General features: G+C 65.6%; 27 protein-coding genes. 11 read left to right on the forward strand and 16 right to left on the reverse strand.

Annotated features, from left to right (window positions below; genetic code table 11):
* Position 1: 1 nt before the first annotated feature.
* From Q0938_RS10830 to Q0938_RS10845, 4 genes are all read left to right on the forward strand, one after another.
* Positions 2–484, forward strand: coding sequence for a hypothetical protein (locus tag Q0938_RS10830; protein ID WP_299362011.1), 483 nt, complete (start codon positions 2–4; stop codon positions 482–484).
* Entirely contained in the window at positions 481–1170 is a 690-nt protein-coding gene (locus tag Q0938_RS10835; protein WP_299362014.1) for an ATP-binding cassette domain-containing protein, read from the forward strand. Before Q0938_RS10830 ends, Q0938_RS10835 begins: the two co-directional genes overlap by 4 nt.
* A 17-nt stretch (positions 1171–1187) precedes the next feature.
* On the forward strand, positions 1188–1901 hold the full coding sequence (locus Q0938_RS10840) for an ABC transporter permease (protein WP_299362113.1): 714 nt from the start codon (positions 1188–1190) through the stop codon (positions 1899–1901).
* 67 nt (positions 1902–1968) lie between these two features.
* Positions 1969–2157: a hypothetical protein gene (locus tag Q0938_RS10845; protein WP_366942749.1), complete on the forward strand. Its 189-nt coding sequence runs from the start codon at positions 1969–1971 to the stop codon at positions 2155–2157.
* A gap of 379 nt (positions 2158–2536) precedes the next feature.
* On the opposite strand, the gene Q0938_RS10850 is transcribed toward Q0938_RS10845, so the two are convergent.
* From Q0938_RS10850 to Q0938_RS10870, 5 genes are read right to left on the reverse strand one after another with little or no spacing between them, the layout of a single operon-like run.
* A complete protein-coding gene (locus Q0938_RS10850; protein WP_299362017.1) occupies positions 2537–3151 on the reverse strand; it encodes a DUF6134 family protein in 615 nt (204 codons plus the stop codon).
* Positions 3152–3164: 13 nt separating this feature from the next.
* Entirely contained in the window at positions 3165–4028 is an 864-nt protein-coding gene (locus tag Q0938_RS10855) for a TauD/TfdA family dioxygenase (RefSeq protein WP_299362020.1), read from the reverse strand.
* 8 nt (positions 4029–4036) lie between these two features.
* The gene (locus tag Q0938_RS10860) at positions 4037–4825 is read right to left on the reverse strand and encodes an SDR family NAD(P)-dependent oxidoreductase (protein ID WP_299362023.1); all 789 of its coding nucleotides are present in this window, start codon (positions 4823–4825) and stop codon (positions 4037–4039) included.
* Positions 4822–6195, reverse strand: a complete 1374-nt coding sequence (locus tag Q0938_RS10865; RefSeq protein ID WP_299362025.1) for an AMP-binding protein — start codon at positions 6193–6195, stop codon at positions 4822–4824. Before Q0938_RS10865 ends, Q0938_RS10860 begins: the two co-directional genes overlap by 4 nt.
* Positions 6192–6776, reverse strand: coding sequence for a thermostable hemolysin (locus tag Q0938_RS10870; protein ID WP_299362027.1), 585 nt, complete (start codon positions 6774–6776; stop codon positions 6192–6194). The genes Q0938_RS10865 and Q0938_RS10870 overlap by 4 nt, the downstream gene beginning before the upstream one ends.
* A gap of 199 nt (positions 6777–6975) precedes the next feature.
* Here Q0938_RS10870 and Q0938_RS10875 point away from each other — a divergent pair, with 199 nt between their 5' ends.
* Positions 6976–7629, forward strand: a complete 654-nt coding sequence (locus tag Q0938_RS10875) for a response regulator transcription factor (protein ID WP_299362030.1) — start codon at positions 6976–6978, stop codon at positions 7627–7629.
* A 29-nt stretch (positions 7630–7658) separates the two neighbouring features.
* Positions 7659–8720, forward strand: a complete 1062-nt coding sequence (locus Q0938_RS10880) for a 4a-hydroxytetrahydrobiopterin dehydratase (RefSeq protein ID WP_299362033.1) — start codon at positions 7659–7661, stop codon at positions 8718–8720.
* Positions 8721–8817: 97 nt separating this feature from the next.
* Here Q0938_RS10880 and Q0938_RS10885 read toward each other — a convergent pair whose 3' ends face one another.
* From Q0938_RS10885 to Q0938_RS10910, 6 genes are all read right to left on the reverse strand, one after another.
* Positions 8818–9585, reverse strand: a complete 768-nt coding sequence (locus tag Q0938_RS10885; RefSeq protein ID WP_299362035.1) for a DNA repair protein — start codon at positions 9583–9585, stop codon at positions 8818–8820.
* A 181-nt stretch (positions 9586–9766) separates the two neighbouring features.
* Entirely contained in the window at positions 9767–10384 is a 618-nt protein-coding gene (locus Q0938_RS10890) for a methyltransferase domain-containing protein (protein ID WP_299362037.1), read from the reverse strand.
* Complete coding sequence (locus tag Q0938_RS10895) at positions 10385–11110, reverse strand: phosphatidylcholine/phosphatidylserine synthase (protein ID WP_299362039.1); 726 nt, start codon at positions 11108–11110, stop codon at positions 10385–10387.
* A gap of 25 nt (positions 11111–11135) precedes the next feature.
* Positions 11136–11828 carry a phosphatidylserine decarboxylase gene (locus Q0938_RS10900; protein WP_299362041.1) on the reverse strand — a complete coding sequence of 231 codons (693 nt, stop codon included), beginning with the start codon at positions 11826–11828 and terminating at the stop codon, positions 11136–11138.
* A 514-nt stretch (positions 11829–12342) separates the two neighbouring features.
* Positions 12343–13635: an FAD-binding oxidoreductase gene (locus Q0938_RS10905; RefSeq protein ID WP_299362043.1), complete on the reverse strand. Its 1293-nt coding sequence runs from the start codon at positions 13633–13635 to the stop codon at positions 12343–12345.
* A gap of 14 nt (positions 13636–13649) precedes the next feature.
* Complete coding sequence (locus tag Q0938_RS10910; protein ID WP_299362045.1) at positions 13650–14246, reverse strand: helix-turn-helix domain-containing protein; 597 nt, start codon at positions 14244–14246, stop codon at positions 13650–13652.
* 137 nt (positions 14247–14383) lie between these two features.
* Between Q0938_RS10910 and Q0938_RS10915 the strand changes: the two genes are divergently transcribed.
* The 4 genes from Q0938_RS10915 to Q0938_RS10930 all read left to right on the forward strand — a co-directional run bounded on the left by Q0938_RS10915 (position 14384) and on the right by Q0938_RS10930 (position 17454).
* Positions 14384–15112 (forward strand): ABC transporter substrate-binding protein, encoded by a 729-nt coding sequence (locus Q0938_RS10915; RefSeq protein WP_299362047.1) that lies wholly within the window; start codon positions 14384–14386, stop codon positions 15110–15112.
* A gap of 67 nt (positions 15113–15179) precedes the next feature.
* Entirely contained in the window at positions 15180–15830 is a 651-nt protein-coding gene (locus Q0938_RS10920; RefSeq protein WP_299362049.1) for an amino acid ABC transporter permease, read from the forward strand.
* Positions 15827–16561: an amino acid ABC transporter ATP-binding protein gene (locus tag Q0938_RS10925; protein ID WP_299362051.1), complete on the forward strand. Its 735-nt coding sequence runs from the start codon at positions 15827–15829 to the stop codon at positions 16559–16561. Before Q0938_RS10920 ends, Q0938_RS10925 begins: the two co-directional genes overlap by 4 nt.
* Positions 16562–16563: 2 nt before the next feature.
* Positions 16564–17454 (forward strand): NAD(P)-dependent oxidoreductase, encoded by an 891-nt coding sequence (locus Q0938_RS10930; protein ID WP_299362053.1) that lies wholly within the window; start codon positions 16564–16566, stop codon positions 17452–17454.
* Between the two features lie 125 nt (positions 17455–17579).
* Here the strand turns inward: Q0938_RS10930 and Q0938_RS10935 are convergent, their stop codons facing one another.
* From Q0938_RS10935 to Q0938_RS10955, 5 genes are all read right to left on the reverse strand, one after another.
* The gene (locus Q0938_RS10935; RefSeq protein ID WP_299362055.1) at positions 17580–18296 is read right to left on the reverse strand and encodes an ABC transporter ATP-binding protein; all 717 of its coding nucleotides are present in this window, start codon (positions 18294–18296) and stop codon (positions 17580–17582) included.
* Complete coding sequence (locus Q0938_RS10940) at positions 18296–19012, reverse strand: ABC transporter ATP-binding protein (protein WP_299362056.1); 717 nt, start codon at positions 19010–19012, stop codon at positions 18296–18298. The genes Q0938_RS10935 and Q0938_RS10940 overlap by 1 nt, the downstream gene beginning before the upstream one ends.
* The gene (locus Q0938_RS10945; protein WP_299362058.1) at positions 18990–19943 is read right to left on the reverse strand and encodes a branched-chain amino acid ABC transporter permease; all 954 of its coding nucleotides are present in this window, start codon (positions 19941–19943) and stop codon (positions 18990–18992) included. Before Q0938_RS10945 ends, Q0938_RS10940 begins: the two co-directional genes overlap by 23 nt.
* Positions 19940–20824: a branched-chain amino acid ABC transporter permease gene (locus tag Q0938_RS10950; RefSeq protein ID WP_299362060.1), complete on the reverse strand. Its 885-nt coding sequence runs from the start codon at positions 20822–20824 to the stop codon at positions 19940–19942. Before Q0938_RS10950 ends, Q0938_RS10945 begins: the two co-directional genes overlap by 4 nt.
* 100 nt (positions 20825–20924) lie before the next feature.
* Positions 20925–22112 (reverse strand): ABC transporter substrate-binding protein, encoded by a 1188-nt coding sequence (locus Q0938_RS10955; protein WP_299362062.1) that lies wholly within the window; start codon positions 22110–22112, stop codon positions 20925–20927.
* Positions 22113–22318: 206 nt separating this feature from the next.
* On the opposite strand from Q0938_RS10955, the gene Q0938_RS10960 reads away from it, so the two are divergent.
* Entirely contained in the window at positions 22319–23728 is a 1410-nt protein-coding gene (locus Q0938_RS10960; RefSeq protein WP_299362064.1) for an amidase, read from the forward strand.
* Positions 23729–23733: the final 5 nt, after the last annotated feature.

Consider the following 23733-nt stretch of genomic DNA (forward strand, 5'->3'; position numbering starts at 1 on the left):
GTTGCCTGACGCCCCCCAATACGGTCGGTGCTTCACCGCTTGGCGGGATGCCAGCGCCGGCACATGGCACGACTGCACAACTTATGTCCTCGTCGAAGGGCTGCGCGAGGGGACGCTGTCGCGCGCGGCCTTTCTGACCTGTCTCATGCAAGACTATCCCTTCCTCCTCCACTTCAGCCGTGACTGGGGGTTGTGGGTGGTCAAGGCCGCGACGCTGGACGAGATGCGCGCCTGCCTGGCGACCGTCCACCCCCTCGTGGACGGCGAGATGGCGTTGCATCTGGACGTCTGCGCGTCCGAGAGAATCGACGCCGCCGCGCGCGAGGCCGCGGAGGAATCGCCAGAGAACCTCGCCTATACGCATTTCGTTCTGGAAGCAGGCTATTCGGGCGACTTCCTGACCCTGCTTGCCGTGCTCGCGCCCTGCGTGGTATCCCGGGCCACGCGGCTTGAGGTCTCACTCCGGGGCCAAGACCGGGCATGACGGCGGCCCCGCGTTCGGTCCGCGTTACTGGCGAGGCGCCGGGGTTGTTCGCCCCCGTCGACCTGACCTTGCCTCCTCTGAGCGTGACCTGCCTGCTGGGCGCCTCCGGCGTGGGAAAGTCCACCCTGCTCCGGCTGTTGGCTGGCCTTCCGACTGGTGTCGCGTTCCGCGGCAGGGTTGAACGCTTGCCGGCGGCGCTGATGGGGCAGGACGCGGGGCTATTGCCGTGGCTGACGGTGGCGCAGAACGTCGGTCTCGGCGCAAGGCTGCGGGGCGAGCCGGAGGCTCCTGCCCGGACCGCGAGGCTGATAGAGGCAGTGGGACTGGAGGGTTCCGCTGGCCGCCTGCCGGCGCAACTCTCGGGCGGGCAGAGGCAGCGGGTTGCGCTGGCGCGCACCCTGGCCGAGGACAGGCCGCTGGTGCTTCTCGACGAGCCGTTTTCGGCGCTCGACGTGCGGCTGCGGCTGCTGATCGGCGACATGGCAGTGCGGCTGCTTACGGGTCGCACGGTGCTGATCGTCACCCATGACCCCGCGGAAGCGGCAAGGCTGGGCGACCGGATCGTCGTCATGACGCCCGAGGGACTCTCCGAGCAGCCTCCGCCCCGAGGCCCCATTCCCCGCCGCCACGACGCGCCCGATGTGCTGGCCACACAGGCCAGGCTGACCGGCAGGCTGATCGCGTGACGAGGGCGGCTCTGGGGATGCTTGCAGTGCTGGCGCTGTGGCAGGCGGCGGTGTGGTTGACCGGGCTGCCGACCTATCTCCTGCCGGGTCCCAGGCCGGTGATGCAGGCACTGATCGCCTCGCGAACAGCGATCGCGCAGGCCGCCGCATATACGGCGGGCGAGACGCTGATCGGCTTGGCGCTTGGTGCGACACTGGGGATCGCCCTTGCGCTGGCGATGGCGACGTGGAGACCAGTGGGCCGGGCGCTCGCCCCCGCGCTGATCGTCAGCCAGGCGATCCCGATCTTCGCGTTGGCGCCGATCCTGACGCTCTGGCTCGGCTTTGGCCTCGCGCCCAAGATCGCCATGGTGGTGCTGATCGTGTTCGTGCCTGTGACCCAGGCGCTCTACGACGGGCTGATGGCGCCGCCGGCGGCGCAGATGGACGTGGCTCTCACGATGGGGCCCTCGCGCTGCGCAATGCTGCGCCATCTGCGCCTGCCCGCGGCGCTGCCAAGGCTGGCTTCCGGCGTCAGGTTGGGAGCGATCTATGCTCCGGTAGGCGCCGTCATTGGCGAATGGATCGGCGGCGCGCGCGGGCTCGGCGCGCTGATGCTCCAAGCCAACGGTCGGATGAAGACTGACCTGATGTTCGCCGCTCTCATCGTGGTCGTGGCGCTGTCGCTTGCCCTGTATGCGACGGTCGATCGAATGCTTGCACGGTTTCTGGTCCGCCGCGGATTCTGCTGAAAACCGCCGTGCGAATGAAGCGTCTGGAATCGTGTTGCCGCGGGACGGGCTCTGGTTCAAGGCAGAGATGGCAGGGCAGCGACCACCGTTCTCGTCCGGATGGATCCAGGACAAGCTTCTGGCGCAAGGCGCGCTCGACGGGTTGAACGAAGAGGCGCGGGCGATCCTGCTGGCTATGGTCAACACCGGCGGGCGGCCGTCCGAGATCGCGAACCTGACGGCTGTTCGCAGGCGCGAGACCGCCGCCCGTTCGTGATGACGCGAGATCCTTGTCCTTCAGGACATCTGCGACAGCCTGTGAGACGATGCGGACGAGCCCAATGCTACGCGGGCTGCCTAACGTCACAAACGACGTTGTGACGCCTTCTTGACGAGCAGGTTGCAGTGCTTGTCACAGCGACGCGTGTCTAAGCAGACGGGCAAGGACGAGCTTGATGCGGCTCGCGGGGGAGCCGCATCGACGGTGACTGGTCGGAACCTCGTGGCTAACGAGCGGGGTGGACTGTTCCACACGCAGTGCGATGGGTCCGGCCGGCGACCGATGTGAGGCGGTGCTAAGCGGGGTGGAATAAGCTCCTCTGGCCGGGTCCATGGCGCTGTGGCGCCTCGTCACGCTCCCCCAGAATATGCGCCGGTCACCTTAGCACGTAATCGACCTGCGAGCCGTCTTCGGCGGTGAAGCGGACATGGACAAGGGTTGCACCGTCATACCACAGGTCACGATCCAATCCGCCGCGCAGCGCATAATGGGTGGCCCGGACAGTGCCCGACCCGGTCGTGACGGTGTCGAGCCCCAGGCTGCTGACGCTGATCGCATCGGTGCTGCCGTCTATGGTGTTCAGGACCTGCGATGACTGCACGATATCCGCGTTCCACAGGCTGGCCGGGATCAGCGAGGTGGCACCCAAGGTGATGTCATGGGCGGTGCCGTTGTCATCGGTGCGCGAGGTCAGCCCGGCCAGATGTCCGCCGCGCCACGTCTCGGTGCTGGCCTGCGTGAAGCGATAGGCACTGACGCCGACTACCGGCAGTTTGACCGATACATCGGTGGCGATGCCTACGGTCAGATCATTGCCGGCGCCGCGAAACGTCACGACATAGTCGCCGATGTCGCGGCCCTTGCGGATGACGTCAAAGGCCAGCCGGCCGGAGGCCGGCACGCTGCCGGCGGGGGCGGCGATTGCCGCCGGGGCCAGCGCAGCCAAGGTCAAGCTAGCAATCGTGGTCAGAAGGGGAAGGGTGCGGGTCATTTGCGTCTCCATGTCAGATCATGCCCATGCCGATGAACAGGTTGCGGTTCGCGTCCGCGATGGCGCGGCGGCCATGCATCACGCGGGTGTTGTCCAGAACGGCAATGTCGCCGTCCTGCCAGTTGATCTCGTGGGTGACCTCTTCGGCCCGATCGCGGATCTCCTCGATCTCGTCCGGGGCCACATCGGTTCCGTCGGCCATCGCATAGCGCGGCGGCTGATAGTTGTGGGACGGGCCCAGGATCGCATTGGCAAAGCCGCGAGCCCCGCCGCCGAAAGCTGATGGGCGCACCGGATCGACGGTCAGCCGATAGGTCAGCGTTCCGTCGTCATGCAGGTCGAAGTCCTGGTCGGGGATGGCGGCCTTGAATTGCATGACGTGTTCCAACGTCACCTCGCCCGGCTCCGAGATGGCGGGGTGCTCGTTGGCTAGATAGCGTTTCCACAACGCCTCGGGCAGAAGGCGCTCGACTGTCATGCGCTGCGACCAGCGCGCCCTCAGCTCGTCGTCGAAACGGTCCCAGACGGCGCGCCCGTCGCAGATCGTGGTCTGGGAGCCTTCGAAGGCAGCGTTCTGCGAAAAGAAAGCTACTATGTCGGGGCATCGGGGGCTGTTGCCGTTCTCGATATGCAGGCCGATCGGGCCAAGGCCCGCATCGACCATCTGTGTGGTCGCGGTCGCGTGTTTGCGGGCCGGGTCGAAGGTCACGCGGCGGCAGAGGGTGGTGACGAGGGCCGAAAAGTCCTCCATCTCGGGGTCGAATCCGCGCAGCAGCGTCCAGCCGTCGCGGGCCAGATCGTCGCGGACCCGGTTCAGCAGGGCGGGATCGGCGAGGCCCCCCGGGTGATCTCTGTGGCGCAGGATGTTGTAGGTCATGGATATCCTCATGGTCGGGAAAGGCTGCCGCGGGCGGCGGCAATCACCGTCGGGTCGCGGGCGAGACGGATCAGCACACGGTCGACGATCGACGGACGCAGGCGCTGGATGGCGACGAACAGACGCTCGCGCGAAGCGGGCAACTGTTCGCGCTGACGCGTGGCAATGGCGCGCCACGCATGGGCGGCGACGGCCTCGGGAGTGTCCAGCGCCATGGCCATCGGGCCGACCAGGCGGGCAAAGCCTTGTGCCGCCTGCGTCTGTGTGGCGCGGGGCGCCAGATAGGTGACGGCGATCCCGCGCGGCGCAAGCTCCCGCCGCAGCGCGTCCGAGAAGCCCCGCAGGGCAAACTTCGACGCGGAATAGGCGGCAAAATAGGGGAATGCGATGTCCCCGAACACCGACCCCACGTTGACGACCTGCCCCCGGCTCGCGGTCAAGGGGCCTAGAAGATCGCGCGTCAGTGCAATGGGCGCGGCGACGTTCAGCGCCAAGGTCGCTGCGATGTCGCCGTCCTCCAGCACGTTCAGGGCGCCCGATGGGACGACCCCCGCGTTGTTTATGAGAATGTCCAGCCTGGCTTCCGTAGCCGCCGCCGCGATGGCTGCGCGCCCCTTGACGGTGGTCACGTCGGCGGTCAGGACCCGGGCGTCGCGCAACCCTGTCGCGGTCTGCGCCAGCGGTTCTGGCCGGCGGCCGACCAAGATCACGCGGTGACCATGCCGGTCCGCTTCGACAGCCAGCGCTCGCCCGATGCCCGATCCGGCACCGGTTATCAGGACCGTTCGGCGTGTCATGCTGCTACCCCGGGTGTGGGGACGGGCATCAGCGCGCCGGCGGCACTGGCGATCTGGCGCGCGACCTGCCGGTCGGCCGTGCCCGAGGCTCGGATCAGCCCTGCATGGCGCGGGTCGGCCATGACCAGTGCCTCGGGACGGGCATAGGGCGGTAATTGCACCAGCCGCGCGACAAGCGCCCCCATGTCGGGGGCAGCGGTTGCCGCAAGCACTAGGACCAGCCGGTCGTCGGACAGAAGGACCAGGGCCGCGGCAGGCACGGCCGGGTCGGCCAAGGCCGCGGCCTCGACCCATTCCGGGGCGATGTTGCGCCCCGAGGCGCGAAGAATCATCGCGTCACGGCGTCCCATGACGACCAGGCGGCCCTCCTCGATGCGGCCCAGATCGCCAGTCCGCCATGCCCCCGAATGGGGCGTGCCATCCAGATACCCGGACATGACGGTCGGCCCTCCGACGACGATCTCGCCATCGTCGATCCGCAGATCGACGCCCTCGACAGGCACCATGGCAGACCCGCCTTGCGCGTCGGCAGGCGTCATGGCGACGACCGAGCAGGCCTCGGACAGGCCATAACCTTCGCCCACGGGCAGACCCAGTGTCCGCGCCTCGGCGATCAGGGAAGGCGAGACGGGCGCACCACCTACGGCGACATAGCGCAGACCGTCGGGAGCGCGCACCCCGCCTCGCAGCGCCGCGACCCACAGCGTTAGCTGGCGCGGGGCCAGCACGGTCGCCGTGGGGCGGAACAGGGTCGCCATTCGCGCTAGCTTCCGCCCGTCACCGGTGAACAGGCCAGTAGCGTCCGGGGGGCAGATGATCGTCTCGGCGCCTGCCAGGATCGGCAGGAAAATTCCGCAGATTTGTTCCAGCAGCTGGGCCTGCGGCAGGACCGACAGATAGCGGTCCTCCGGGCCCGCACCGATAACCTGCGCCAGTCCAAAGGCAGAGGCCGTCAGCTGCCGGTCGCCCAGCACGACCCCCTTGGGCCGCCCCGTGGTCCCCGAGGTATAGATGACCCGTTCGGCCCCGCCTGAATAGGCCAGAGGCTGCGAACGGCTCATCCGCGGCAGCCGATCCACAAGGGTCGCGCCGGAATCCCGCAGCAGATGCGCTATCTGGCCGGCCGAGAAGAAGCCCGGCACCGGCACGACGCTGCATCCGGCCAGCGTGGCGGCCAGATCGCCGATCACATAATTAAGGCCCGTCAGGCGCAGCCCCACCCTGCGCGGGCCGGCGGCGAAGCCCGCTGCGGCGCGGGCGATGGCCTCTGCCAGTTCGGCCCAGCTGACGCTGCGTGCGCCATCGCGGAAAGCCCTCGCGTCCGGGCGGTCCTCTGCATGGCGGGCGAGCGCGTTGAAGATCGGTGTCATTCAGGATGCGCTCCGGTCTGGGTGGTGCCCCTGCGGGGCATGAAACGCAGCGGTTCGGCACACTCCTGCAGCGTGCAGACCCAGGGATCGGTCTGGTAATAGCTGCCCCACCGGGCGGCATCGGCTAACCGGCAAGGCTGCGCCGGCGCCAGCGGCAGCAGTGGCACTCCCGTCCGGCGCAACAGCCGCATCAGCGGGCCGGTGGCGGTGAATAGACCCCAGCTTGCCCCGAGGCGGCGCCCCTCGGCGGTGATCGCCTCAATCAGCGGCAGCGTCGCGGCGGGGTTGGGACAAGCCATCGAGACGACCTCGAGGACGTCCTTGGGGGCGACTGCGCATCCCGCCAGACGCGTCAGCACCTCGTCTACGGGGCGGTCGATATAAACCTGCGAGAAGAACCCGCACGCCGCGTCCCGCAGCCCTGCCGCGCCCAGGATACGCCCATCGGCGGCGCGCGCGACAGCGAGACGCAAGGCCGGGACGGTGATCCGCGCGCCATGGGTTGCCCGAAAATGGTCCTCGATCATGGCGGCGGCGGGCTGCCACCCGGGCTCCCGCCAGTCCAGCAGCTCAACCCGCATTATGGCTAACGGTGGCGCTGCAAGGGTCGATGAATGTCATGGGTCACCTGCTGTCTGTCGATGAAACCCGACAAATCCCGCCAAGCTTGCAGCAGTCTTACAGAGGCGCTGCCCTCCCCCACGTTGCCGTGATCAGCAATTTGCGTTGATCCGGCGTCGTCATCCCGTCATCTGGGGGCATAGCTAGAAGGGGAGCGCCATGCGCGTGCTGCTTGTCGAGGACGAGGCCGACATTGCGGATGCGCTGGCGCGCTTCCTACGTGCGCAGGGCCATGCCGTCGATCATGCGCCAGATCTGGGCACCGCGCAGGCCGCACTGGACGTGGCGAAGTTTGACGCAATCCTGCTAGATATCGCTCTGCCGGACGGGTCGGGGCTGACGCTTCTGCGCGACCAGCGGCGCGGGAAGAACCGGGTTCCGGTCATCATCGCGACCGCCCGCGACCAGATCTCCGAACGGATCGCGGGGCTAGATGCGGGGGCCGACGATTATGTCGTCAAGCCCTATGACTTGGCGGAGATCGCGGCGAGGCTGCGCGCGCATGGCCGCCGGGCGTCGGGTGACCCAGCGGCCGAGAGCTATGTGGGCACCCTGAAAGTGGACCGCGCCGGTGCGCGGCTGTTCCGGGGCGCGGACGAGATCCGCCTGACCTCGCGCGAATGGGCGCTGTTTGACGCGCTGCTGTCGGCACGAGGCCGGGTGCTTTCCAAGCAGGTCCTCGAGGATCGGCTCTACGCCTACGGCGACGCGGTCGAGGGCAATGCAGTCGAGGTCTATGTCTCGCGCCTGCGCAGCAAGATAGGGGCTGACGCTATCCAGACCAGGCGGGGCCTGGGATACCTGATCCCGTGACGCGGGCTTGGTCTCTGCGCGGACGGCTGGTGCAGCGCGTCGTGTTGGGGGCCAGCGTCAGCTGGCTGGCGGGCGTCGGGCTGGCTGCCGTGGTCATAGCGCATGAGATGTCCGAACTGATGGACCAGACCCTCGAAGGCTCGGCCCGTCTTACCCTGGCGCTGTATGAGGGCGGGGCGGATATGGGGCCCGTGGCGCAATCCAGCGGCACGATGCGAATTATCGAGGCTGGGGCGCAGGTCGCATCCGCACCCTGGCCGCCCCAGGCGCAAGATGGCGGGCATGATGCCGCGGGCTGGCGGGTGTTTCGCCTGTCCGATCCCGCAGGGGGCGTGATCGTCGAGGTTGGCCAAAGCGACGAATGGCGGCGCGACGAGCTTCTGGAAAGCCTTCTATGGTTGGTAGCCCTGATGCTGCCCGTGCTGCTAGCGGCACTGTGGGCGGTCCGGGGGGCGGTCGCTTCCGCCCTGCGTCCTGCCACAGGCTTTGCGCAGATGCTGCGGGGGCGTTCGGCGCGAGATCTGTCGCCGGTGACCGCGCCGGATCTGCCGGTCGAACTGGCACCCATCCCGCACGCTTTGGACGGCTATCTGGACCAGATCCGCGCACGCATCGAGTCCGAACGCCAGTTCGCCTCGAATGCCGCGCACGAGTTGCGCACGCCGCTCGCCGCCGCTTCCGGCCAGGCACAGCTGATCGCGGCGGGCCTGGCCGATGGCGGTGCTGCCGGACGACTAGCGGGCGCGCTTGGCCGGATGAGCGATCTTGCCACCCGCATCTGCACTCCCTGCACTGGTGCCATGTCGCCAATGGACGTCGGCGCGGCCGAGAAGGCCGTTGCCGCGCTGCCTGGGTGGACGTCCGCCGCTGATGGACGAGCGGTTTCCCGTAGATGGGAATTCAAGGGCTTCGCGCGCGCTGTGCAGATGGCGAACCTGGCCGCATGGCTGGGCGAGAACCAAGGGCATCATCCGGACGTGCGGTTTGGCTGGGGTTACTGCGAAGTGACCTTCACCACTCATGCTGCCAATGGGCTGACCGAAAACGACCTGATCTGCGCCGCACGGCTGAACGCGATCACTGACCAGTAATTCGCCAGCGCCGCCTTCCGCTGCCGGCTTTGGCCGCTGTTGAAGCGACTTTGTGCCTGCAACAGTCCGGATCCGGGCTGCAGGGTCCGCAGCCGGCCTACTCCGCCGCGATGCGCGGCAGCAGAGGCTCTGCCTCGGAGAGCGGTTTCCTGGAGAGGTCGAGGCCAATCGCAGGCAAAAGTTCGCGCAAATCGTCCTCGAGCCGTTGCAGCTGTGAGCGGGCGATGGCCACCTCCACCTCCACCTTCTCGAGCCAGCGCTTGAGGTCCTGGCACACCGAATGCGCGGTCTGCACGCGTTCCTGGAACAACTGCGCCTCTTCCTGACGCTGCCGAAGGAAGCACTTGGCCCGCTCGACCTTTTCGACCGAGTAGACGTCGGCCAGTTCGCGGCTCTCGTGGCTCATCTGGGCCGCCATCTCGAGGATCTCGGACTCGAGATGCCTAAGGTCGGGATGCTTGCGCAGATAGCGCAGCCGGTCGCGCACGCTGTCGAACTCGCTCTGGAGCGCGAATACCCCTTCGCGATCCGCGGCGTGCACCGCCTGATAGGCCCGGGCGACGTCCCCCATCGAGACGCTGAACTCGCGGTGCGAGCGCTCGAGCTGCATCACCCTGGCATTCGTCGGCAGGAAGAAACACAGTCCGACAAGCAGGAGCGACAGCACCGACTGGACCGCGATCCCCGCTTCAACGGCGGTTCCCGAGCCGGTATCGATCTGAAGCTGCAACCACGGCACCAACCCGAACAGCGCGGCTCCCCACCAGACAAGGCTCGAACCTGCGAGCGCCACGATGATAAAGAGCGCGAGCCGCTGCATGATCACCTGCAAAAGAGATATCCATCTCTGACTGGTCTGGGACATGGCGGAACCTCCCAACACGGTGGGAGCAATTCTAGCACAAAACCTGCGGGTTCGAGGGTGAACAATGTCGCGTGATCACTGCGCTCGCAGTGGGTCTGGTATCCCACAGAAATCGACTGGACTCCGGACTGTGGAGTCGAGCCCGGCACGGCTGGTCAATCACAGACCGAAACACCGATAGTCAGCTCTCCCGGACGAGCCGGATCAGCGTCATCAAGCCGAGCGGCGGCAACCTCTGCTCGGCGACGAGGCGGAGACGGGGCTCACTCAGCACCCGTTCGCGATCGAAGTCCGAGTGCCATCCCAGCAGGTTCGCAAAGGGCGAGGCGATGCGTTCGGCCAGGGCGAGCACACCCCGATTGCCCCGAAAGTGGTTGACGATGATCACCGTGCCGCCGGGCCGGACAACACGCGCGATCTCGGCCATGACCCGCTCGGGCTCCGGGACCACGGACATGACGTGCATTGCGGCCACGTGATCAAAGCTGTCGTCGGGAAATGAAAGATCGCGTGCGTCCATCCGGCACAGGGCTGCGACGTTCGCCAGTCGCTCGGCGGCCACCTTGGCACGCGCCTTCGCGAGCATCTCCTCGCTGTAGTCGATGCCGGTGACCGTGACGCGCGGCCCGTAGTGGCGCAATGCCAAGCCGGTGCCCACCCCCAGTTCCAGCACCGCACCGCCAAGCTCGCTGAGCATCGCAGTGGCGCGGCGCCGCCCGACATTGGTGAGGGCGCCGAAGGTGCGGTCATAAACCGGCGCCCAGCGTGCATAGGACTTCTCGACCGCCCGCAGATCCACTCATCCGTCCTTTCGTGCGAAGCGCCGACGAAGCTCTGCCCCAGGCAGCAACATCATCAGATAACCGAGGTCCAGCACGACCAGGGTCAACCAGGGATAGGTCAGCAGGGCGGCCCCCAGCGCCACCGCCGCGAGCAGCAGCAGGCGTGCCTGCGAGACTCGGACGCGCACCGGCCCGAACGCGGGCGTGCGACGGCGGCTCACCATCAGAGCCGCCACGATGACCAGCCAGGCCGCACAGAGCGGCGCCGGCAGGACAGCGCCGGGGATCAGATTGGCGACGAAGATCGGCAGTAGCGCCAGCATGGCGCCCGCGGGGGATGGCACGCCGGAAAAGGTCTTGGGGCGCGGTTCGCCCGTGGACGGGACCCGGCTGTGGATGTTGAAGCGAGCGAGCCGCAGGGCGCAGGCCACCGCAAAGACGAGCGCCGCGATCCAGCCAGCGCCGCCCGCCCCGCCGTAGGCCCAGAGATGGATCACCAGCGCCGGTGCGACGCCGAAATCCACAAAGTCGCACAGCGAGTCGAGCTCCGCCCCCATGGCGCTCTCGCTCCTCAGCAGGCGGGCCAAGCTGCCGTCCAGTCCGTCCAGCACTGCGGCGAGAATGATCAGCCCTGCCGCCGTGTCGAAGGCGCCCTGAACTGCAAAGCGGATCGCGGTGAGCCCCGCGCAGAGTGCGCCGAGCGTCACCAGGTTGGGCAGCAGCTGCTCCAGCGGCAACCGCAACTTGGGATCCGGTCGGGGGGCCAGATCAGTCGACCCGCGCCGGACGGGCCGGGCCAGCTCGCCCGAGCTCGGCGATCACCGTCTCGCCTGCCACCATGGTCTGGCCGATCGCCACCAGGCAGGTCACGCCAGGTGGCAGGTAGACGTCGAGTCGCGAGCCGAAGCGGATCAGACCGAACCGCTCGCCGGTCCGCAGATGCTGCCCGACTTGCGTCCAGCACAATATGCGCCGCGCGACCAATCCGGCGATCTGCACCACGGCGAGCTGCCTGCCGTCCGCCAGCTCCAGGCACAATCCGTTGCGCTCGTTGTCGTCGCTGGCCTTGTCCAGCGAGGCATTGAGGAACTTGCCGGGGCGGTAAACGACGACTGCCACTCGGCCTTCGGCAGGCGCACGATTCACATGACAGTTGAACACCGACATGAAGACGCTGACCCGGGTCAGCGGCACCGGCGCCATGCCAAGCTCCGCAGGCGGAACTGCGGGCTCGATCAGCGAGACCACGCCATCGGCGGGACTCACGACCAGCCCGTCGCCCTGCGGCACCGCGCGGCGGGGATCACGAAAGAAGTAGTAGCACCAGACCGTCAGGCCGACCCCAAGCCACCCGAGAGGTTCCCACACGACGAACAGCACCAGCGTCGCCAGGCCGAAGAACGCCAGAAAGCGGTAGCCCTCGGGGTGCATGGGCTTCAGGAACGTGCCCCACATCGTCATGCGCCCTGTCCTCCGTGCGCCACACCATGGCGGATGTCCCTAGCGGCACCAAACGCGAACTGCAAACATAGGCTGGTAGTAGGCCGCTTCGCGGTCCGCCTCGAGGCCGGGAGGCCCGGCAGCGCACAGCTTCGAGCCTACGGATTCAGCGCTTTGATATGATGTCCAAGGGATTTGGGATTGCGTTCACGGGGTGCGTTCCCTGCCGGGCATCTCGGGGCGGCGCTTTTCTCCCCCTCTTCAAACGTTAGCGGACGAAGCAGATCGTATCCGCAAGCGGTTCGTCGTGCGGACGCCGAAGCGCGCTTTCGGCTCAGCCACGTCCGTCGCCTGAACCAACGAGATGTCCTGATTCGGCCCAATCGACGTCGATGTTTACCGCGCCAGCGCCTCGCGCATCTGACAGGCGGCCATCGAGGCACAAATGAAGCATAGAAGAGCTCGTGCTGTACCGCAAATGTGGGGCGTTCGGGATCAGGAACATGGGCGAGCAATACGGAAGTTCCTGTCGGTCCTATCGCCCAAGCCGATCCTGCAACCGCGACCATGCCACGGTTGCGATCACGGCAGGCTTCCGCATGAAGTGGAACGGGATCGGGATCGGCGGCGTCACGGGGTAGTCCAGCTCGCTCTCTGGCGTGCCGGTTGCCCAGTCGGCGAGAACCTTGCCCATGGCCGACGCGACCGCGACACCACGTCCGTTATAACCCATTGCCGCCATCACGCCCGGCGCGACAAGGCTCAGGTGGGGATAATGATCCGCGGTCATCGCCACGTAACCGCCCCAGGCATAGCGCCAGGGAATGTCCCGCAGGTCGGGGTAGAGCTTGACGGAGGCTTCGCGCAGCACCTGCATCTGGCGTCGGGTCGCCGCGGCCGAGTAGTTGCCGCGTCCGCCCATGACGAACCGGCCCGCCGCGTCCTTGCGGAAATACACGAGCAGCCGACGGCTGTCGGAGGCCGAGTGACCCTGAGGCAGGATGCTTGCCGCGATCTCGGGTGGCAGGACATCGGTTGCGACCTGAACCGAGCGGATCGGCACCACGGTGCGGTCCATCGGCGCCACGACGGAAGACGTGTAGCCATTCGTGCAGACCAGCACCGTGCGGGCCGTGACCTCGCCTCCGGCGGTGCGCAGCAGGTGATCGGAGCCACGTGTTTCATGCGCAGTGACGCGGCTGTTTCCGTGAATGATCGCTCCGGCACCGATCGCGGCGTGGGCCAGACCCAGCGCATAGTCCAGCGGATGCAGGTTTCCGCCGCGTTCGTCGAGCATCGCGCCAAGATAGAGCTCGGTGCCCAGTAGCGCCACGGTCGTATCCCGATCCAGCATCCGCAGCGGAGCACCGCGCCGGGTCCACTGGGCAACCCGTCGGCGCACCACCGCATCCGCCGTGGCGTTGTGCACCGGCTGGATCCATCCGGTCTGCCGGGCATCGCATTCGATTCCCAGACGACCGATCAGATCAAAGACGAACTGCGCTGCACCGCCCGACATGGCGACCATGCGGCCGCCCACATCGGCTCCGAAGCGCGCCTCGATCGTGTCCGGATCCTCCTTCAGGCCCGGGTTGACCTGACCGCCATTGCGCCCCGATGCCCCCCACCCGGGAGCGTGGGTGTCCAGCACGATAACACGCTTTCCCCGCTCGGCCAGGTGAAGTGCAGCGGAAAGACCCGTGAAGCCGGCGCCGATTACTGCCACGTCGCATTCCGCCTTTCCGTGAAGCGGCGGACAGTCTGGAGCTGGGTTGGCGGTCGCCGTCCACAGGGAGTTGGCGATCACGTCCTCTTCGTTCTGAATCATTTCTTGCAATCCCCTCAGTAGACGGCCGGCGTCACGATCCACAGAACCTCGGCTGCCTCGCTGCCCTCGCACCAAAAGCGGATCATGCGTGTCGCGTCGAAGGCAAAGCTGTCCCCCGTGTCCAGGCGCCGGCTGTCACCATCGACCTCGAGCATCAGCTGGCCCGACAGAACGGTGCCGCATTTCGCACCACTGGGGTGATTATAGGGGGTGTCGCCTGTCGAGCCGCCCGGGCGGATCACCAGCCGCATCATCTGGATGCCGGTGCAGCTGTCGGGTGTCATCAATTCCTTGACCATGCCCTTCGCGCCAAGGTCCAGAACCCGTCTTTGATGCCGCCTTACCACGAGGTCGTCGGCGGCACCCCCATCGCTCGTCTCGAACAGCCAGCCGACCGGCATTTCCAGCGCGCCGCAGATCGCCCCGAGTGACCGGACAGAGGGCATCGTCAGCCCGCGCTCGACCTGGCTCACCAATCCGATCGAGACGTCGGCCCGCTGCGCAACCTCTTTCAGTGAAAGCCCCCGAACCTTGCGTCGCCGCCGCAGCCGCGCGCCAAGATCGTCCTGGTCTGCTGCGTCCGGGGGCAGGGCTTTGACGGCGTGGCTCATAGGCGGAACATGCGTTGACAACCCGATGCTTGTCTCGTCAGACTGAAACAAGCGGCCACGAATTTCAATGCTGATGAACAACAATCAGATCTGGGAGGATCAACATGAACCAAGTGACTCGGACGATGCGTGGTGCCGTGCTGGCGCTCGCGGCCAGCGTTGCCCTGTCCGGGCAAGCTCTGGCCCAGGAAACCCTCAAGGTCGGCTCGACGCCGTCAGGCGTGCCCTTCACCTTCCTCGACGTGCAGACCAACGAGATCGACGGGGTTATGGTCGATATCATCAATGCGATCGGAGAAAGCGAGGGCTTCACGCCGGATGTCCAGGCAACGCAGTGGAGCGCCCTGATCCCGTCGCTGACCTCAGGCAAGATCGACGTGATCGCGGCGGCGATGTATGCGACCGAGGAGCGCGCCAAGGTCGTCGCCTTCAGCGAACCGGTCTATTCCTATGGCGAGGGCCTTTTCGTTCCCAAGGATGACACGACGGCCTATGCGTCGCTTGACGATCTCGAAGGCAAGGTCGTCGGCGCGCAGGTGGGCACCGCCTATGTCGAACCGCTGGAGTCCAGCGGCAAGCTGAAAGAGGTCAAGGTCTACGACACCATTGCGGACATCATGCGCGACGTCTCGCTTGGCCGGATCGACGCGGGCTTTGGCGATCGGCCGATCGTGGCCTATCAACTGTCGCAGGGTGCGGCCGACGTGCGGCTCGTCCCGGAATATGAAAGCACCATAGTGGGCGACGTCGCCATCGCCGTGCGCCAAGACGAGCCCGAGCTGCTGGATCGGATGAACGCCGGGCTCGCGAAGATCAAGGAGTCCGGAAGGTTGGACGAAATCATCGCCGAGTGGGGCATCGAGTGATTCCAGCAGGGACGGCAACGGTTCGTTGCCGTCCCGCCTGACCAAGCACTGAACGGGACAATCGCCGATGGGTTTCTGGGGACGGGCTGCCGACTACCTGCCGCTGTTGATGGAGGGGGTGTGGCTGACGCTGGTCATCACGTTCTTCTCGGTCGTGCTCAGCACGCTTCTGGGATTCGTCTGGGCGGTCATGGCATGGACCCGCATCCCCGTTCTGGTCGCGATCAGCCGCGGGTTCGTGATGATCATCCGCGGCATCCCGATCATCGTGCAGCTGTTCTACATCTACTTCGTCATGCCCGAAATCGGGATCAACCTGACCGCAATGCAGGCCGGGATCATCGGTCTGGGCGTCGCCTACTCGGCTTACCAGGCCGAAAATTTCCGGGCGGGGATCGATGCGATCGACAAGGGCCAGATCGAGGCTGCTCATTCGATCGGAATGACCGATCAGCTTGTCATGCGCCGGGTCATCCTGCCGCAGGCCATTCGCATCGTGCTGCCGCCCTTCGGCAACACGATCATCATGATCCTCAAGGATTCGTCGCTTGTCTCGACCATCACCGTGGCCGAACTGACGCGGCAGGGGCAGCTGATTGCCGCCTCGACCTTCGACAACATGACAGTCTTCACACTCGTGGCACTGATCTATCTCGCCCTTAGCCTTCCGCTGACCTTCCTCACCCGGCACCTGGAAAAGAGGTATTCGCAGCCATGATCCAGGTTCAGGACATCCATAAATCCTTCGGCGCGCTGGAGGTCATCAAGGGCGTGTCGTTCGAGGTGAAGAAGGGCGAGGTCGTCTGCATCATCGGCCCCTCCGGATCGGGCAAGTCGACGATCCTGCGTTGCATCAACGGACTGGAGAGCTATCAGCGCGGCGCGATCTCGATCGAAGGCGCGAAGGTTGACATCGCAGACCGCTCGATCACCGACATTCGCACGCAGGTGTCGATGGTGTTCCAGCGCTTCAACCTGTTTCCGCACCGCACGGCGCTTGAGAACGTCATGGAGGGGCCGGTCTTCGTCAAGAAAGTGAGCCGTGCCCACGCACGGGACGAGGCCGCGGCCTTGCTGGACAAGGTCGGACTGGGATCCAAGCTGGGCGTCTATCCGGCGAAACTCTCGGGCGGGCAGCAGCAGCGCGTGGCGATCGCACGGGCACTGGCGATGCACCCAAAGGCGATCCTGTTCGACGAGCCGACCTCGGCCCTCGATCCTGAACTGGTGGGCGAGGTGCTGGCCGTGATGCGCGATGTCGCCGCCGAGGGCATGACGATGGTTGTCGTCACACATGAGATGGAGTTCGCCCGCGCCGTTGCCGACCGTGTTCTGTTCCTCGAAGGTGGGACAATCGTCGAGCAGGGGCCGCCGCAGGACGTCCTGCGCAACCCCCAGCATCCCCGGACCCAGGACTTCCTGCACCGCATCATTCATCCGATGGAGTGACGATGGGCAAGCTCGTCTATGTGGACGCCACCCCGCATAGCGTGCAGGTGCTTCAGGATCTCGATCGCCCCGAGGACATGACCATCCATGTAGGCGATCCTGATTCCAGGCAGCTTCGCGACCTGATTGCTGGCGCCGAGATCGTCTGGAATGGTCATACCTACATGTCCGCCGACGACCTTGATGCTGCCCCGTCACTGCGGCGGATCATTTTTCTGGGCACCGGCGCATCATCCTATATCGACATGGCGGCGGTCGACGCCCGCGGCATCACGGTCGAGACGATCCGCGGCTATGGTGACCAGGCCGTTGGCCAGCATGCCATAGCGCTGGCACTGAGCGCGCTGCGCCAGATTGCGACGATGGACCGCAGCTTGCGTGCTGGGCATTGGGAGCCGCTCGCCGGTCGAGAGTTCCAGGACCTGACCTTTGGCGTCGTCGGCATGGGCGGGATCGGCCGGGCGACGGCCGAGCTGGCCGCAGCCTTGGGATTCCGGGTGATCGGATGGAACCGCTCGCCCCTGCATGACGCGCCGTGCCCACTGATGCCGCTCGGTGCGCTGCTGGAGGCCGCGGACGTGATCAGTCTCCATCTGGCACTGACCCCTGAGACCGCCGGGATGATCGATGCCGCTGCGCTGCGGCGGATGCGGCGGGGTGCCGTGATCGTCAACACTGCTCGTGCCGGTATCATCGACACCGTGGCGCTGGGCGCGGCCCTGTCGGCCGACCATCTCGGTCACGCGGCCCTGGACGTCTTCGACGAGGAGCCGCTGCCGCCCAGTCATCCCTTGCTGTCCCTGCCAAACGTCACCGTGACCGCACACGCTGGTTTCAACACGGACGCTGCTCTGCGCAGGTTGCTGGTGGAGGCTCTGGCCCGGGTGCGATAAGAGTCCACACGCTCGAGCTTCACGCCCTGAGCCGCTTGGACTAGTGTCGGACTCCCCGCTCTTGCGCCATCTGCAAGGGGCGTGAGAACGCCGGTCGGTTCAACCAGCGATTCCTTTCGGATCTGTCACAAACCAAGGTAAGCCTTCCGGATCATCGGGTGTCCCTGCAGTTCGGACGAGGGGCCGTCCAGCACCAGCCGTCCGTTCTCGAGCACATAGAGCCGATCGCTGACCGTCAGCACCTGCTTGACGTTCTGCTCGACCAGAAGGATCGGCATGCCGGACTCAGCCACGCGGCGGATCGCTGCCATGACTTCTTTGACGAACAGCGGCGACAAACCGAGGCTCGGCTCGTCCATGATCAGCATCTTCGGGCCAAGCATCAGCGCCCGCGCGATGGCGATCATCTGCTGCTGCCCGCCCGAAAGCGCCGCGGCGGGGGTGGAGCCATAGCGGACCAGGTCGGGGAATAGCGTCCTCACCTTCGCCAGGTTTTCCTCGCGTGCCTCCCGCGCTTCAGGAAGGTAGGCGCCCAGCATCAGGTTCTCGTCCACCGTCATGTTCGGGAAGAGCTGCCGTCCCATCGGGACATGAGCAAGTCCGCGACGGGCCATCTGATGCGGCTGGACCTTGCCGATCTCCTGGCCTGAGAAGATGATCCGGCCGCGCTTGGGCGCGATCATGCCCGAGATGGCGCGCAGCATTGTCGACTTGCCACTGCCGTTGCCTCCAACGAGGCCCACCAGTTCCCCCGGCCCGACCTCCAGCGTCGCACCGAAAACGACTGTCAGGGGCCCGTAGCCGAGGTCGACGTCCTCAACCCGCAGGATCGGATCAGCCATCAGTCGGTCCCCAGATAGGCTTCGATGACGCGGTCGTCCGAGGTGACGGCCTGGGGCGTTCCCTCGGCGATCATCTTGCCGCTGGCCAGCACGATCACGTGGTCGGACAGTTCGATGATGGCCTGCATGATGTGCTCTACCATGACGATCGCCAGCCCCTGCGTGCGCAGGCCTGCGACAAAGCCGATCATCTCGCGCAGCGCAGGTGGGTTCAGGCCGGCCATGATTTCGTCGAGGAACAGGATGCGGGGACGCACGGCGAGTGCCTTGGCCAGCTCCAGCCGCCGCCGGCGCGCCAGGTTGAGGTCCAGGGCCGGCTGTTCGGCACGATCGGCAAGCCCCACCTGATCCAGCATCTCCAAGGCCAAAGCCCTGGCTTCGTGGCGTCCCTTCGTTTTCAGAAAGGCCGGGACCAGAACGTTCTCCAGCACTGTCAGTTCTTCGAACGGCCGTTCGGTCTGGAAAGTCCGGCCCATACCCGCGCGGGTCCGCTGATAGGGCGGATCGCGCGTCACGTCTTGCCCGTAGAGGGTGATCCTGCCCTCGCCCGCAGGCACGAAGCCGGTGAGCGCGTTGAACAGGGTGGTCTTTCCAGCGCCGTTCGGCCCGATCAGCCCGAGGATCTCGCCATCCTTCAGCGTAAGCGACACGTGGTCCACGGCGGTGACGCCCCCGAACCGGACCGTGATGCCCTCAGCCCTGAGTGCTTCGAGCATAGCGCCTCCTTACAGCCCTGCGCTGGATCTCGCCGAAGATGCCACGCGGCAGGAACAGGATCACGACCAGGATCAGCAGGCCGTAGATCAGAAGGTTTGCCTGCGCAAACGCCGCGCGAAAGATCTCGCCGCTGCCGATCAGCAGCAACGCCCCGATCGACGGGCCCCAGATCGTCCCGCGTCCCCCGATGATCGCGGTGAGAGCGATCTGGATCGAAAGGAACAGGTAGAACAGGATATGCGGCTCGAGAAAGGAGAGGAATATCCCGTAAATGCCGCCTCCAAGCGCGACGAGTGCGGCCGACAGCATGAACGCTTTCAACTTCACGACCACGGGGTTGATCCCCGCAGCCATTGCAGAGCTTTCGTCTTCGCGGACCGCCCGAAGCTGATAGCCAAAGCGCGATTGCGAAATGATGATGACAATGGCGACGGTCAAGACGGAGAACGCCAGAGCCATGTGGAAGTGCACGACGCGTGAGAACAGGTCGATTCCGAATGGTTCGGGCAGGGTGGCGATGAAAACGCCGGTAGCCCCCCCCGTCAGCCAGCCCTCATTAATCGCAATCATCCGCAGGATCTCTGCAACGGCGATAGTGGACAGAGTGAAATAGGGCCCGCGGAGGCCGAAGGTTATCCGGCCCCAGGCAAAGGCCAAAGCCGCCGCGGCAATCATGGCGAGCATCATCGCCCACCAAGGCGCGAGACCGTAGTCGGACTGCCCGATCGCCACGAAATAGGCCCCCAGCCCCACGAAGCCGGCGTGACCAAGGCTGAGTTGCCCGGCCCAGCCGCCCAGGATGTCCCAGGAGGTCGCCCATCCGGCGAACAGCAGAACCGAGATGGCGATCGTCAGAGCGTTGGGAAACAGATGCGGATAGGCAAGTCCTGCGAGAACTGCGATCCCGAGAACTGTGAAGTGCCGGATCATACGCGCTTCACCGTCGAGCCGAACAGACCCTCGGGCCGCAGGAGCAGGATCAGCAGGAATGCGATCAGCCCGTAGGCATCCCGATAGGCCGCGTCGAGATAGGATGCCCCCAGCACCTCGACGAGGCCGAGCAACACCCCGCCACCGATCGCTGCCCCGATATTGCCGAGACCTCCGAGCACCGTCACCACGAAAGCCTTGAGCGTGAAAATCGCACCGGTGGCGGACGGCGTCGCGAACAGCATCGGGATCAGCGTCACACCGGCTGTCATCGCCAGCGACACGCCGATCCCGAACACGATGGAGTGGATGCGCTTCGTGTTGATGCCGACCAGCTCGGCTCCAAGGCGGTTTTCTGCCGTGCCACGGATCGCCCGCCCGATCTCGGTGCGGTTCAGCAGCATGTAGAGACCAAGGATGACCAGCACTGTCGCCAGCCCAGCCAGCAGCAGCACTATCGAGATGTTGACCGGTCCGATCGGCAACGTCGACGATGCGTAGGAGACCTGCACGGACTTGGGCTCGCCTCCGAAAGTAAGCAGCAGCCCGTTGCCGATGATGAGCGAGATGCCGAGCGTCGCGAGCATTGCACTTTCTGGCGGTGCGTCGGCGATCCGCGCAAGAATGCCGCGCTCCACTGCGATCCCAACAAGAACACCCACGGGCACGGCGATGAGTAGCGAGATATAGGGATCCCACCCGAAAACTGCGTTGAACAGAACCGCGCTGTACATTCCCAGAACGACAAAGTCTCCGTGGGCGAAGTTGATCGTTCCCATTACGCCGAACACCAGCGTCAGGCCGACCCCGATGAGCGCGTAGACCCCACCGATCAGAAGCCCGTTGGAGATATTCTGCAGCAAGGGGACAAGTTCGGACATGACGGCTCCGTCAGGTGGAATAATCAGGTCCAGCCGACGTCCGATCGACATCGGCTAGACCGTGGGCGTCTTGAAGCCGCCTAAAGAGGAGTGTGCAAACTCAGCGCGCATCCCATGCAGGCGCGGGGAACAGGACCGGCGCGGCAGCCAAGTCCTCCGGGAAGACGGTCACATGCTGCCCGTCCTGGATCTGCAGCACCAGGCTGCGGATCGGATTCTGATTCTTGAACCCGTCGTATTCCTCGAACTTCACCGTCGACACGGGGGTCTGCAGATCCGTCGATGCAAGCGCATCGCGCACTGCCGTGCGGTCGGTCGAACCCGCCCGTGTCAGGGCATCAGCCGCGACCCGCACTGCCAGATAGCCTTCCGCCTCGTAGAACGAGGGATCGCTTCCGGTCTTTGCCTTGAGACGCTCGCTCAGGTCCAGCGCCCCCTCATACTGGACGTCCTTGCTCCAGCTGACGACGGTCGCGACGTAGTTCGCAAGATCGCCCACCTGCTCGGGGAAGCTCGGGAGCGCGGCGGAGGTGTCGATGGCGATGACCTTCGCGGAAAGTCCGACTTCACGCATCTGGCGGGTGATTGCCACCCCGTCCTCGGCATAGGACACGATATACAGGATGTCCGGCTCGGCGGAGAGAAAGCGGTTCAGCATGGGCCGGAAATCGGTGACCCCCTGGTCATAGGCCTGATCGCCCACAACCTCGTAGCCACGCTCCGCCGCAATCTCCTTTCCGCGCTCGGCAAGAGAGGTGGGCCACGCACCATTGCCATAGAGCATCGCGACGGTGGTCATTTCCTCACCGCCCTCCTTTGTCTTCAGCCAGTCAAAGAAATCGAAGTATGTATTGGCAACGATCGTCGAGTTGTGCTTGGCCCGGAAGACCCAATCTGAGCCGGGCTTGGTAATGCTGTCATCGGCGCTACCCAGCACCAGCAGCGGTATTTCCTGCCGGGTCATCAACTGCGCCATTGGTCCCGTGATCGACGACGCGTAGGACCCGATGATCATCGGCACGTCCTGCCCGGAGAGTTGCTCGACCGCGGCAAGTGCACTCTGCGCCTCGGATCGATCGTCCTGCACAACCAGCGCCAGCGGTTCGCCATTGATGCCCCCGGCAGCGTTGATCTCTTCGACCGCCAGTTCCATGCCCGTGCGGTAGCGCTCGCCGAACGCGGCGAACGGACCGGAGAGCGAGTTGACGACGCCGATCTCCACATCGGCATGAGCCGCCGTGGATAGGCCCAGCGCCGCGACGATCACGGCGACAACTGCTGTTTTCATGTGATTTTCCTCCCCAGGACGTCTCTGTCCGACGGGCAACCCTGCACGGCCAGAGGCGGTTGATTGTAGCGATGGGCAGTTGGCGGTAAGGGGATGTGCATGTCAACTGGCGCCGGCGGAGCCGACTCCGTGTGAACGATCGTCTTTTCGGCCGAGTCTGCAAACCCAAGTTCAACGAATTAGAATCGGACGTGGCGGGGGAATGAATGGCGGAACTCGAGCAGGATCCACTCGGAACTGAGGGGTTGAGTGATTTCGCAAGGCGGTTCCGTTCGGGAGAATTGACGAGCGAGGCGGCGACGCGCGCCTATCTCTCGAGAATTGACGCCGTAGACCATCGGCTTGGCGCGTTCGAGTATGTTGCACATGATACTGCGATAGCCACTGCCCGCGCGATCGATGCTTTGCGCAAGGCGGGAACAGATCTCGGGCCGTTGATGGGCGTCCCCATCGCCATAAAGGATCTGCTTGCAGTAGATGGCATGCCCACGCGAGCCGGAACGGATCTGGACGTCTCGGATCTGATCGGGAACGAGGGTTCCGTCGTCGCGACCTTGCGCCGCGCGGGCTGTGTCATCCTTGGCAAGACCAAGATGGTAGAGTTTGCCCTTGGTGCCACCGGGATTTCATCGACGCGCGGCACGCCGATGAACCCGTGGGACAGCGCCGAAGCGCGCTTGCCGGGTGGGTCGAGCTCAGGCTCGGGTGTGGCTGTCGCGGCGGGACTGTGCGCCTTTGCGCTAGGCTCCGACACCGGTGGCTCGGTCCGCGTTCCAGCCGCGCTGAACGGCGTCTTCGGCATGAAGACCACCACCGGTGTCCTGCCCACCGATGGCGCATTTCCGCTTGCGCGGCATCTCGACAGTATCGGCTATCTGACCCGCTCTGCCAAGGACGCGGCGATCGTTCACAGTGTGATGACCGGTACGCCGATAGTCTCGCCGGCTTCGGTCGCTTCGCTCCGGCTGGGACGGCCGACATCCTACTTCTTCGAGATGATCTCGGATGAGGTTCTTGCGCGAACAGAGGCTGCAATCGCCGCGCTGACGAAGGCCGGCGCGCGGGTCGCCGATGTCGACGTTCCCGAGGCGCCTGAGCGCGAGGCCTACTTTCCGGTCGTCCTTCCTGTCAGTCTCGTGGCCGAACTGGGTCGCGCCCGCGCCGAGGCGGGCCTGGGACAAATGGACCCCGTCGTCGCACAGCGTGTCGTCTCGGGGCTCGAGGTGAAGGCGGTCGAGCTGCTCCAACTTGAGGCAAAGCGAACGGCGAGCCGCCAGGCGGTCTTGCGGCGCTTCGACGGGTGCGATGGCTGGGTCACACCCACGACGATGGGCACCGCCGCACGGGTGCGTGACCTGGAAGACCCGCAGGCCGGCTTGGTGCTGGCGCTGGGGGTGACGCGGAACACCCAGCCCGGAAACTATCTTGACCTCTGCGGCGCGAACCTGCCGTTGCCCACACCCCGAGGCGGCCTTCCTGCGGGCATTCAGCTCATGGGCCCACCCGGGTCAGACCGGAAGCTGCTTAAGACGGCGCTGGCCTGCGAAGAGGTGCTGGGCTTGCCCGTCTTGGCAGATGTTTCGGCTTTCTTGAAAGAATCCGCGCCGCCTTGCTGATGCGG

It is taken from the genome of uncultured Paracoccus sp. (assembly GCF_947496875.1).
Classification (GTDB): domain Bacteria; phylum Pseudomonadota; class Alphaproteobacteria; order Rhodobacterales; family Rhodobacteraceae; genus Paracoccus.

Coding starts and splice junctions, on each gene's coding strand:
- Q0938_RS10875 (WP_299362030.1), top strand. CDS start 6,976: ATGCGCGTGCTGCTTGTCGAGGACGAGGCCGACATTGCGGATGCGCTG.
- Q0938_RS10955 (WP_299362062.1), bottom strand. CDS start 22,112: ATGAAAACAGCAGTTGTCGCCGTGATCGTCGCGGCGCTGGGCCTATCC.
- Q0938_RS10950 (WP_299362060.1), bottom strand. CDS start 20,824: ATGTCCGAACTTGTCCCCTTGCTGCAGAATATCTCCAACGGGCTTCTG.
- Q0938_RS10850 (WP_299362017.1), bottom strand. CDS start 3,151: ATGACCCGCACCCTTCCCCTTCTGACCACGATTGCTAGCTTGACCTTG.
- Q0938_RS10855 (WP_299362020.1), bottom strand. CDS start 4,028: ATGACCTACAACATCCTGCGCCACAGAGATCACCCGGGGGGCCTCGCC.
- Q0938_RS10865 (WP_299362025.1), bottom strand. CDS start 6,195: ATGACACCGATCTTCAACGCGCTCGCCCGCCATGCAGAGGACCGCCCG.
- Q0938_RS10920 (WP_299362049.1), top strand. CDS start 15,180: ATGGGTTTCTGGGGACGGGCTGCCGACTACCTGCCGCTGTTGATGGAG.
- Q0938_RS10960 (WP_299362064.1), top strand. CDS start 22,319: ATGGCGGAACTCGAGCAGGATCCACTCGGAACTGAGGGGTTGAGTGAT.
- Q0938_RS10845 (WP_366942749.1), top strand. CDS start 1,969: ATGGCAGGGCAGCGACCACCGTTCTCGTCCGGATGGATCCAGGACAAG.
- Q0938_RS10940 (WP_299362056.1), bottom strand. CDS start 19,012: ATGCTCGAAGCACTCAGGGCTGAGGGCATCACGGTCCGGTTCGGGGGC.
- Q0938_RS10930 (WP_299362053.1), top strand. CDS start 16,564: ATGGGCAAGCTCGTCTATGTGGACGCCACCCCGCATAGCGTGCAGGTG.
- Q0938_RS10935 (WP_299362055.1), bottom strand. CDS start 18,296: ATGGCTGATCCGATCCTGCGGGTTGAGGACGTCGACCTCGGCTACGGG.
- Q0938_RS10860 (WP_299362023.1), bottom strand. CDS start 4,825: ATGACACGCCGAACGGTCCTGATAACCGGTGCCGGATCGGGCATCGGG.
- Q0938_RS10925 (WP_299362051.1), top strand. CDS start 15,827: ATGATCCAGGTTCAGGACATCCATAAATCCTTCGGCGCGCTGGAGGTC.
- Q0938_RS10910 (WP_299362045.1), bottom strand. CDS start 14,246: ATGAGCCACGCCGTCAAAGCCCTGCCCCCGGACGCAGCAGACCAGGAC.
- Q0938_RS10945 (WP_299362058.1), bottom strand. CDS start 19,943: ATGATCCGGCACTTCACAGTTCTCGGGATCGCAGTTCTCGCAGGACTT.
- Q0938_RS10885 (WP_299362035.1), bottom strand. CDS start 9,585: ATGTCCCAGACCAGTCAGAGATGGATATCTCTTTTGCAGGTGATCATG.
- Q0938_RS10835 (WP_299362014.1), top strand. CDS start 481: ATGACGGCGGCCCCGCGTTCGGTCCGCGTTACTGGCGAGGCGCCGGGG.
- Q0938_RS10905 (WP_299362043.1), bottom strand. CDS start 13,635: ATGATTCAGAACGAAGAGGACGTGATCGCCAACTCCCTGTGGACGGCG.
- Q0938_RS10900 (WP_299362041.1), bottom strand. CDS start 11,828: ATGACGATGTGGGGCACGTTCCTGAAGCCCATGCACCCCGAGGGCTAC.
- Q0938_RS10840 (WP_299362113.1), top strand. CDS start 1,188: ATGCTTGCAGTGCTGGCGCTGTGGCAGGCGGCGGTGTGGTTGACCGGG.
- Q0938_RS10870 (WP_299362027.1), bottom strand. CDS start 6,776: ATGCGGGTTGAGCTGCTGGACTGGCGGGAGCCCGGGTGGCAGCCCGCC.